We start from the raw sequence: 10,638 nt of genomic DNA, 5'->3' as shown, positions 1-10,638 counted from the left end.
GCTCCGCCTCCATAGCTTGACAAGAGGCAGAGCCTCTCGGAACTCGTTCCCAGCCTCCAGGCTGGGAACGAGGATACAATAAGTCTTTGGGCTTTTCTTAGTGCCATTCGGCTCTGAGACTCGGAATTCATTCCGAGGCGGAATAGAAACGCAGTGCAAGATTTATTAATAATAAAGATATGAGGCGTTGCTGAATCATGGGATGATTTTGGTGAATTTGAAACTGCTAATGAAAACAATCAGTGTGAGATTCAATATCTAAATTGTGATTGGAACACTATAGCAGTTCTACATCAGTCGTGAACAATAAGATCCCCGACTTCTCAAAGAAGTCGGGGATCTTAGTCTCTCGATTTTCACAACTCATTTAGGATTGCTATATTATCAATCATCTGGAAACCTGCACAATTCTCAATACTTCTCGGTTAAGGGGAAAAGGGGAAAGGGAAAGAAAAAACCTTTAACCCTTACCCTTTACCCTTTACCCCAAAACCGATTCCGAGTTAAAAATGCTTAACCGAAAAGTATTGGCACGATTCTTGGTAATCATTACGCTATAGTCCAAACTCTCTTGGTCAAAAATCTGGTTCAAGCACTAGAAACGGTTCTGCAAACACCGTAATAAAAATGAGCAATCAGCAACAATTATCATTGTAAGAGTGGTTATCAGCTAAGGTAAAACTCAGTAGTTTTTTAGTTGGTAATTTAGTCATCAGAAACTTTACGGAACTATATTGATATAACTATAAGTAAGTTCGGTAAATATCGTGAGGTTTAACAGATAAAAACTCACTAAAATTACCTTTGAATACAGTTAATATCTGTTAAAAACAACAACTTTGTAGTTACTAGTTGATTGTTTATACACAATTCTTAGTCAACATAAGTTTATCTACTAATGAACTACTTAAATAATCAAAAACTAAAACTTAAGCTTCATCAGTTGCGCCTGGTTCCATATATAGGCATTGGTTGTCTGATTTTTTATTTCAATTCCAACCTAGATTTAAACTACATAGTCAAAGGATATTTATCCTTAATTGAATCTCAGGTATGTATAATCATTATGTATTTACTTACAAGAAAACTTTCTAGTAAATCAGATGATTAATTGGGTCAGCTAAAAATTTTGCTTGTATTGTATGCCAATAAATATTTATTAGAATTAATTAATGAAGGAAATTCCATGAAGACTAAATCTACAGCAATTCTGCTTTGCTTTTTTGGCGGAGGGATAGGAATTCACAAGTTTTATCTAGGACAAAATGTAGCAGGTATTTTGTACTTGTTGTTCTTCTGGACTTTCATCCCAGCTTTAATAGCCTTTGTTGAGTTCTTCGTACTAATTGTAATGTCAGACAGTGAATTTAATACAAAGTATAATCTTGGTATAGCAAGCGCAGGTGGGCCAATATCTGCAAAAGATGCAACTAGTGCGTTAGCTGATTTAAAAAATCTTTTTGATTCTGGTGTAATTACCGCAGAAGAGTATGAAGAAAAGCGGCAAAACCTTCTGAAATCTTTGTAAATCCAAATCATCAGTCGATTTACTGTGTCACAATCTAAATTTTGGTTTCAACAAACTCCTGCTTGGGTGTGGTTATCATTAATTCCGACATTGGGAGGGTTTGCTATTGCCTATGCAGGTTATAAATCCAAGACTAATACTTGGATTGTACTAGGGATTAGCACCTCTGCTTTAGCTATAGCTTTATCCGCCAATAGTTTTGCATTTGTGATCTGGCTGGCTCAAATTGGCGTTGCTTTCTACTTAAAAAAATCTTATTTAGTCAAAACTTATCCGAAAAACTTACCAATTCCTGAAGAAAAAGAACTAGCCAAGTTAGTTGCTAGTACTCGTGACAAACTAGATATTAATGAATGCTCTAAAAATGAACTAGTTAACTATTTAGGTTTACCTATAGTTTATGCAAACAATATTGAATCCCTGATGAATGAGGGATATGTTTTCACTCATGTAGAAGAGTTAATAGAAATAGCTGGAATTCCCGAAAAGCAGGTAGCTCGAATTACACCGCTAATTACTTTTAGCTACAACTACAAAAAAGAAGCTGATTACTCTTGGAAACGATTAAACACATATTCAACTCCAGAGTTGATTACCTGTGGACTCGATGGAGCGATCGCAGAACAAATTGTAACAGAAAGGCAACAACGAGGTGAGTATAAATCATTAATTGATGTGAAGCAACGCACTGGATTACCGTTTAATACTTATCGTCACATAGCTTAGGTTTTTTAGACGCGATAAATCGCGTCTCTACATGAGGGGTTTCTGGTTGACACCAATGCCCCGCCCCTACTCCCCCGCCTTTTTCCAAGGAAGTTTCACCGTAAATCGACTGCCTTTCCCTAACTGGCTTTCGGCGTGGACAGTACCACCGTGTAACTCGACAACTTTTTGCACCATTACTAATCCTAAACCACTGCCTGTAGAAGAACGACTGGAGAGATTTTCAACTTGCACAAAAGGTTGAAATAATCTGAAAAGGTCATCAGAAAGCATACCAATACCAGTATCTACCACACTGAAAAAGATATACTCATTTGTGGGATTTGGCTGGACTTCAATCCAAACTTTGCCTCCTTCTTTAGTAAACTTAATCGCGTTAATCAACAGGTTGATAAATACTTGGCGGATGTGGCGTTCATCGACTTGGATGGGTTCGAGTTCTTCAGGTATTTGTACACTCAGTTGGATATTTTTCTGAAACGCTAAATGTTTGACAAAACTCAAACTAGAGTCACATAATTCTGGGATTGAAGTGGGAGCTAGTTGCAGTTTTATCTTGCTGGATTCGATGTCGGTAAGCTCAAGGATCTGGTTAATCAATTCTAGTAAATTCTTTCCGCTAGATTCGAGGTCATTTAGGGACTGGCGCTGTTCTTCGGTTACAGGGCCGTACACTTGATCTTGAAGTGCTTCTGTAATTCCAAGAATGGAGCTTAAGGGATTCCTCAGTTGATGGCTAATGTTTCCTAAAAAGGTGCTTTTAGCACGATTTGCCACTTCGGCAGCTTCTTGAGCCTCACGCAGAGCGGATTCTGCCCGTTTGCGATCGCATATTTCTAAAGTCAAGGCGACAAATTCAGCTATTGAGCTAACAAAGTTTTGCTCACTCAGTTCCCATGTCCGAGGAATATCAATCTGTTCATACAATACCGTTCCCACTATTTCCCCCCCAACCCAGATCGAGGTATTAATTAGGGATACAATATTCTTTGGTTCTAGCAGTTCATCCCATAATTCTTGTACCCGGAGATCGGTGCGAGTGTCGGTGATGGTGATAATAGGAGCAGATGCCAGCGCTTTAAAGTAGATCAAATAATCTGCAAGGTTGCGTTCTCCACCTGCTGAGTGTCTCTGGTTGCTACGTTCATAGAGATTTATACATTGTAGTTTGGTGCGTTGGCGCAGCCCGCCGTAGGCATCGCCATTGAATAACCACACACTAACTCGCTCTATTTCTAAAGCATTTGCTGCTTTCTCGGTAATAACTTTGAATGCTGTTTCTAGTTGTCCTTCTGAAATCGCCTTGTGATTTGCCAGTTCTAGCAACGCCTGATGATGCTGATCTAATTTTCGCTCGCTGTTAATGCGTTCTTGAATCTCTTGCTGTAATTCTTGAGTTCGCTGCTTAACTTGCAATTCTAACTCTTCATTTTTGGTAATCTGTGCAGTGAAGGTTTTGCATAACTGCTGTATCATCTCGTTAAAAGATTCACCCAGCACCTCTAGTTCTTTAATGCCCTGTACTATCACCACTGATTCTTCACCATTGGGAAAATCAGCTAAATCTTTTGTCGCCGTGCTGAAGTACAAAATTGGCTGAGTTATCCAACGGGCGGTGATAATCCCTAGTAAAGTAGCTAATCCTAATGCTCCCAGACAAAGAAAAATTGTAGTTTGAGTGTTGCGATCAAGCTGTCCCATAAAGTCTGCTTCGGGGACAGCCACTACTATTAACCAATTGACATTTGGTTCGCCTTGGAATGGTCTAATTTCTAAAAATTGTCGTTTGCCGTCAAAGGAGAAATCTAGTTGCTGTAAACTTTGAATCTGGTCAAAGTTACTAAATTTAGTTGCTAAATATTGAGCGCTTGCTTGAGTTAAAGAATTCCCGCTTTGGGAAGCTGCCAACCTAATGGGTTTACCATTTTGTAAGCGGAATGGTTCTTCTGTTGTGGAACTTGCTACTAATAGCCCCGATCGCTCGATAATAAAAATTTGGCCAGACTTGCCAACTTTAATATTTTGCAGCAAATCTCCAATTTGTGATGTGTGAGTTAGAGTGCTGTTGACTCCAAGTAACTGCCCTTGGGAGTTATATATAGGTTGAGATGCACTAATTAGGAGTGATGGTTCGGTGAGGGATGTAAAAATCTGACTAAAGCTAAATTTTTTGGCGGTAACTGCTGCTTGATAATCAGGACGCGATCGCGGATCATAGTTTTTAATCACCTCTGGTAGTTGAGTACGTTGACCTTGAGAGTCAATCCTGTAAGTGTAGAGGTCGTACCCAGTTGACTGGTTGGCTTTTCTGAGTAAAAATTGGCGATCGTTTAGTTTTTCTACAGCTAGGTGTTCTTGCTGTTCATTACTTGCAGTTACAGCCAAAGCATCTGGAAAAATCTTTAACTGCTCTATTAAATATGACTCCCAGGTTGCCAGATTTTCTATCTTCAGCAACCCCATATCAATGATATTTTGATTACTGCGTAGTACCTGACGCGGAGTCAAAAGATAAGTCTGTAAATTCTGCTCAACTCGATTGGCAACTTCACGACGTAATTCGCTGGCTACCTCATTGACTGCCTTTTGCCCATTGTGGATTGATAAATATGCAGTCAATCCCACAGCTAGCAAGATTTGCAGCACAAACAACGCTACGAGGATGCGACGTAGGGGTACGCCTTTAAACAGGGAAAAAACATTACCTTGCCCAGTATTTTTATTCATCTGCCCACTTTCCCTTACTGTCCTGTAGTACTGAGTACAACACCTCTAGTTTGCTGTCCTGTGGGCTTATGCATAGTTTGTACTCGGTCGGATCAAGTGCCAATATACCACTTCTGGTAAAAGAACAAAACGTTACTTAACTGCACTGTAGATTTTACCAGCCAAAATATGACTAACGTCCATCATAAAGACAAAGACGCGATAAATCGCCGTCTCTACAAAGAACTGATTATTGTAGAGACGGCGATTTATCGCGTCTTCCCTTAGCTAGTTAAGATTTATGAGTTATAACTGGCATTTTTGAATAAATCTAACTGTAGACAGATGAAATTTGAAACGTTACTGTTATCAAAAGCATATTTTTCGGCGTTCAGATTATCTGTTAATCTGCACGCTTAAACATTGCTCCTAATTTTATTGCATCCTGCCCACAGCAACCCCCAAGACATAGGTTTTATCTCTCATGCTCAACGTATCCACTCAAGATTCTCAAAAAAATCAGCAATTAATTGACAATACTGACTGGAACGTTATTGAAACGGAGTTTAATCCAACGCAGTTACATCACAAAGAAACCGTCTTTACTCTTGGTAATGGGTTGTTAGGAGTCCGGGGCACGTTTGAGGAAGGATATCCACAAGATTTCCCAGCCACAATCATCCACGGTGTTTATGATGATGTGGCAATTACTCATACTCAACTTGTAAATTGTCCCAACTGGCTGCCATTGGTGGTAAAAGTAGCTGGCGAATCTCCTACGGAGACGCTACGCGATCGCTTTAGCATGGACAGTGGTGAGATTCTTAACTACGAACGTCGGCTCGATCTGCGCTTAGGTTTAGTTAGCCGTGATGTGCGGTGGCGTAGTCCTAGTGGTCATACCCTAGATTTTCACTTCGAGCGTTTCACCAGTTTAGCAGATCAACATGTTTTGGCGATTCGCGCTCAAATTACATCTGTAGACTTTGAGGGTGAAATTACCATCGAAGCCGGATTTGACAGCGAACCAGATACTCAAGGCGTTAAACATTGGCGAACCTTAAACCAAGGTGGCATGGATCAGATTATCTGGCTAAATAGTCAAACCATTCACTCAGGTATTCAACTTGGGATGGCAGCTAAGTTAGTGATAGATGGTGACGAAACTATACCAGTGAGCGTTGATAATACTTCTAGTTCTCCCACTTTGACAACCACCTTTGAGTTATATCCAGGAAAAACGGCGATTGTCGAAAAGATTGTTACTGTGTTTACTTCACGAGAGACAGAAATTCCCATCGCAGACGCTTTACAAAGACTCGCTGATGAACCCAGATATACTACCCTATTGGCAGCTCACATTGCTGCATGGGAGCAAGTGTGGCAAGACAGTGACATTATTATAGAAGGCGATCGCTTGGCTCAGTTAAGCGTCCGTTACAATCTCTTTCAATTATTAGCTGTCGCACCGCGTCACGACAACCGGGTGAGCATCCCTCCTAAAACCCTCTCCGGTTTTGCCTATAGCGGACATATCTTTTGGGATACGGAAATATTCATCCTTCCCTTCCTCACCTTAACTCAACCAACCCTAGCGCGTAACTTGCTCACCTACCGTTACCACACCTTACCAGGAGCGAGACGCAAAGCCCAAGAAGCAGGTTATCAAGGGGCGATGTTTGCTTGGGAAAGTGCGACGACTGGCGATGAAGTAACCCCGCGCTGGGTACCAGCTCCTAATGGTGAATTAATCCGCATCTGGTGTGGTGATATTGAAGTGCATATCACCGCAGATATCGCTTATGCAATTTTACACTATTGGCAAACGACCAATGATGATGACTGGATGCGCGATTATGGAGCAGAAATTATTCTTGATACGGCTGTTTTTTGGGAAAGTCGCGTCCAGTGGAACCAAGAGCGCCACAGCTATGACATCTTAGATGTGATTGGCCCTGATGAAAATCACGATCGCGTCGATAATAATGCCTTCACCAATCTCATGGTACAGTGGCACTTGCAGTCAGCTTTGGGGCTGTGGGACTGGCTCAAACATGCTTACCCGGAAACTTCAGCACAACTGGTAGAAAAACTCAACTTAACCACAGAACGTCTGCATCGATGGGCGGAAATCCAAGAGCGTCTATTTGTCAATGAAGATGCCCAAACGGGTTTAATTGAGCAATTTGAAGGCTTTTTCCAATTAGAAGACGTTAACCTCGCTGATTACGAACCGCGCAGTAAATCTCTGCAAGGTTTGTTGGGTATTGAAGCCACAAGCCAAAAGCAGATTCTCAAGCAGCCAGATGTGTTGATGCTCTTGTACTTACTGCGCGACCGCTACGACTATAACACCCTTGCCACCAATTGGGATTATTACAACCAGCGCACCGACCACAGTTATGGTTCTTCGCTAGGCCCAGCCATTAACGCCATCTTAGCTTGTGACCTTAATAAACCAACCGAAGCCTATACGCATTTTCTGCGATCGGCCTTGGTAGATTTAGAGGATGTGAGACTGAACGCAGCCGAAGGAATTCACGCCGCCAGTGCTGGAGGAGTATGGCAAGCAGTAGTTTTTGGGTTTGGCGGTATTCGCATGACTCAATTTGGCCCCGTTGCTTGTCCCAACCTACCACCTAACTGGACGCGTTTAAAGTTTCGCCTGCAATGGCGTAATGAGTGGTATGATTTTGACTTACAAACTACAACAGAAGTCATTTCCAATTCGCAATTACCAATGACGCTCGTTTCTAGCTAACGCTACTTTAAAAACTATGTTTCAGCAACACATCCTTGGGTAAAGACGCGATGAATCGCGTCTCTACAAATGGTCTATTTGTCGCATTCTTTTAGGGACTTCCAAATAAATAAATATTCAATTAACTCTTGTGGGGTGGGCGTCTCGCCCGCCCAGTCCATAGGGCGGGCAAGATGCCCACCCCACAATATTGGATAATTTATTTCTTGGAGTTCCCTTATCAAAAAAGCTTCATGTTCAAAACCTTGCCCGCAAGTGGCGCAAAAAAAATCCTTGTATTCTCTTGGTAGGTAAAAACCCCACCCCGGAGTGTCTGTCTGAGTTTAATTGCGTTAGCGCAGCGTAAAGCCTTCTCTTCGAGAGGCTTGTCTGCGACACGCTCCGCGAACGCCAACGGCATGGCTTCTCTACGAGACGCTACCGCGAACGCTTAGAGCGACGTAGGAGCGTCATTGCGAATTGCGAATTGCGAATTGGGTTTATGTGCGATCGCTTCCACCAATAGCAGAACGTTGAAACACTACCGAAAGATTATTAGCTGGCATTTGGTAAGTTTGTTTCAACGTGAAATTTTGCCCGCTAGCTACTGCTACAACATCATCCAAGTTACGTACACCCCACTCTGGGTTTTGGGCACGTAAAGATTCGTCAAAAGCTGCATTACTCGGTGCTGTATGTTCTCCACTTTGTTTGAATGGCCCATACAAATAGAGCATACCTCCTGCTTTTAGGATACGACCTGCCCCTGCCATTAACCCCAAACAAGCTGACCAAGGTGAAATGTGAATCATATTGATGTTGACAATTGCAGTAATTGGCGAGGTATCCAACCACTGCGTTACTGTCCCCTCCTCCACTGCCCAAACTGGTTCTCTAACATCAAGCTCAAGCGGTGGATAAATGTTATTACATCCAAGGTGTTTAGTCCATGCAATAATGCTGGCTCTTCTTTGTGGGTCTATATCTGTTGGTAGCCACATATAATCTTTGAGCCTGGACGCCAAAAAGACTGCGTGTTCACCAGTGCCACTGGCGATTTCCAAGATCGTGCCACTTCCAGGCAATACTTGTGAAAGTACTTCTAGAATTGGTTCACGATTGCGATCGGTTGCTGGTGCGTATTGTCGTGCGTCTTGTAATGTCATCCGTATCGTTTTTAAATACCTGATTTCACTCTAACAATTTAGTCGGGGCACGGTATGCCGCATACGTGTCAATTTAAGCTAAAAGCTTTGTCAAATCTCGTTTCCAGCCTCTAGGCTGGAAATGCACTTCAATTGCGGCTCTGCCGCCAGCAAGAGAGGCGGAGCCTCTAAGACAGCATTCCCAGTCTGAGACTGGGAACGAGACATTTCGCGTTAAGGCCGTGCCCCTACACCTTGTGATATGGTGTAGCACCGCATCTGAGTGGGAACCGCTATATTTTTTTCTGAGATAAATCCATTAAGTTTGCCAGCTTGTAAACTACCCGCGCCCCGACATTACCATCCCACTCACCATCACCGACTTCGCAGATATCAAAGCCAATAATTTTTCTTCCACTATTAACCAATTCCCGGAACAGACAAAATGTTTGCTCTAATTCTAACCCACCTGGAACAGGAGTACCTGTACTCGGACAGAGTTTTGGATCTAAACCATCTGCATCAAAGCTAATGTAAACATACTCAGGTAAATGACTAATAATTTCTCGGCACAAATCAATCCAATTTGTTCCAGAGTAAAGTTTTTGTTTAATGGCTGGGTCGTAATATGCAATAATGCGACTATCAGATTGGTCAATCATTTCCACTTCGTCATGACTAATATCACGCAAAGCCACTTGCACTAGCTTAGAAATTTGCGGTATTTTCATCGCATTAAACATAATCGACGCATGGGAAAACTCAAATCCCTCATAAGCATCACGTAAATCTGCGTGGGCATCAAGGTGCAAAATGCCATAGTTGGCGTACTTAGCCGCTAATGCTTGGAAATAACCTAATGGTGAACTGTGATCCCCACCAATAACTGCAACTCGCTTACCCTTGTTAATTGCTTCCTGACAATTTTCAAACAGCCATTGATTTACCTGTTGACAAACTTGATTAATTTCTGTGAGGACAGATGTTAAATCTGGTGTATCTGAGAGTTGTTTACCTTGGGCTAATCGCTCAATAATTTGTGCTGCCAAGGCGCGGTAGTATGTATTTTTTTCTAAAATATCTTGGGGAATTTCTACCATGAAAATTCCCTGCTTCCAACCATCAGGGTTATCGAAATCGAACAAATCTAATTGAATCGAAGCATCGAGAATTCGCTGTGGGCCGTTAGCTGTACCTGCGCCATAAGAAACAGTGACTTCCCACGGCACACCAAAGACAATCAGGTTTGCAGACTCATAATCGCAGGGCAAACCTAAGAGGTTGCCATTTACTTCACCTATGCCGCTAGGATTGTAGTCTTGTAATTGATTACTCATCGATTATCTTCTCGATTTACGTGGATAGACAGCACGCCGCCTAGTGGACATCTGCATTGTAATAAAAATTTTTCACAGACGGTAAACTACAGCGCCTTTATTACTTGGTCGAAATTACGGCGATACACCTGTTGTTCGTACTCCTGCCACTCTTTGTCTGACGAATGGGGCAATGTCTACGACGGGCTACGCCTACGCTCTTTTTGCTCGACAGTTTGTGTAAAAAGGTAGAATGGTGAGGCTTTGAGGTCGAGCATAGACGGGCAGGAGTCTGCAATGATGTCTACAAGGAGCTACGCTAACGCACATTGACTCAATGCAATCCTTGATACAGGGTACATTATTAATTAGGTCAATTTTTCTGCTGCGCGTCCAAGCAGCAACTCGTCGTCAGGCATAGCCTAGGGTGTTGACTTTGTGAGTTTTTCAGTGATATTTTTCATACAATAACCATGT

General features: G+C 42.1%; 6 protein-coding genes. 3 read left to right on the top strand and 3 right to left on the bottom strand.

Annotated features, from left to right (window positions below; all coding sequences use genetic code 11):
• Positions 1–1,111 precede the first annotated feature (1,111 nt).
• Positions 1,112–1,528, top strand: a complete 417-nt coding sequence (locus VB740_RS33670; RefSeq protein WP_323204164.1) for an NINE protein — start codon at positions 1,112–1,114, stop codon at positions 1,526–1,528.
• A gap of 24 nt (positions 1,529–1,552) precedes the next feature.
• Positions 1,553–2,254 (top strand): helix-hairpin-helix domain-containing protein, encoded by a 702-nt coding sequence (locus VB740_RS33665; protein WP_323204163.1) that lies wholly within the window; start codon positions 1,553–1,555, stop codon positions 2,252–2,254.
• Positions 2,255–2,320: 66 nt separating this feature from the next.
• Here the strand turns inward: VB740_RS33665 and VB740_RS33660 are convergent, their stop codons facing one another.
• The gene (locus VB740_RS33660) at positions 2,321–4,981 is read right to left on the bottom strand and encodes an ATP-binding protein (RefSeq protein WP_323204162.1); all 2,661 of its coding nucleotides are present in this window, start codon (positions 4,979–4,981) and stop codon (positions 2,321–2,323) included.
• Positions 4,982–5,444: 463 nt separating this feature from the next.
• Here VB740_RS33660 and VB740_RS33655 point away from each other — a divergent pair, with 463 nt between their 5' ends.
• Complete coding sequence (locus VB740_RS33655; protein WP_323204161.1) at positions 5,445–7,721, top strand: glycoside hydrolase family 65 protein; 2,277 nt, start codon at positions 5,445–5,447, stop codon at positions 7,719–7,721.
• Between the two features lie 479 nt (positions 7,722–8,200).
• Here the strand turns inward: VB740_RS33655 and VB740_RS33650 are convergent, their stop codons facing one another.
• Both VB740_RS33650 and speB read right to left on the bottom strand, forming a co-directional pair.
• Complete coding sequence (locus VB740_RS33650) at positions 8,201–8,866, bottom strand: DUF938 domain-containing protein (RefSeq protein WP_323204160.1); 666 nt, start codon at positions 8,864–8,866, stop codon at positions 8,201–8,203.
• A gap of 272 nt (positions 8,867–9,138) precedes the next feature.
• Positions 9,139–10,182: an agmatinase SpeB gene (gene speB, locus VB740_RS33645; RefSeq protein WP_323204159.1), complete on the bottom strand. Its 1,044-nt coding sequence runs from the start codon at positions 10,180–10,182 to the stop codon at positions 9,139–9,141.
• Positions 10,183–10,638 lie beyond the last annotated feature (456 nt).

Source organism: Nostoc sp. UHCC 0251 (assembly GCF_034932245.1).
Lineage (GTDB): Bacteria > Cyanobacteriota > Cyanobacteriia > Cyanobacteriales > Nostocaceae > Nostoc.
This window is presented reverse-complemented; position numbering and strand designations above follow the sequence as displayed.

Excerpts from the sequence above, each read along its gene's own strand:
- VB740_RS33655 (WP_323204161.1), top strand. The coding sequence starts at position 5,445 with ATGCTCAACGTATCCACTCAAGATTCTCAAAAAAATCAGCAATTAATT.
- VB740_RS33660 (WP_323204162.1), bottom strand. The coding sequence starts at position 4,981 with ATGAATAAAAATACTGGGCAAGGTAATGTTTTTTCCCTGTTTAAAGGC.
- VB740_RS33650 (WP_323204160.1), bottom strand. The coding sequence starts at position 8,866 with ATGACATTACAAGACGCACGACAATACGCACCAGCAACCGATCGCAAT.
- speB (WP_323204159.1), bottom strand. The coding sequence starts at position 10,182 with ATGAGTAATCAATTACAAGACTACAATCCTAGCGGCATAGGTGAAGTA.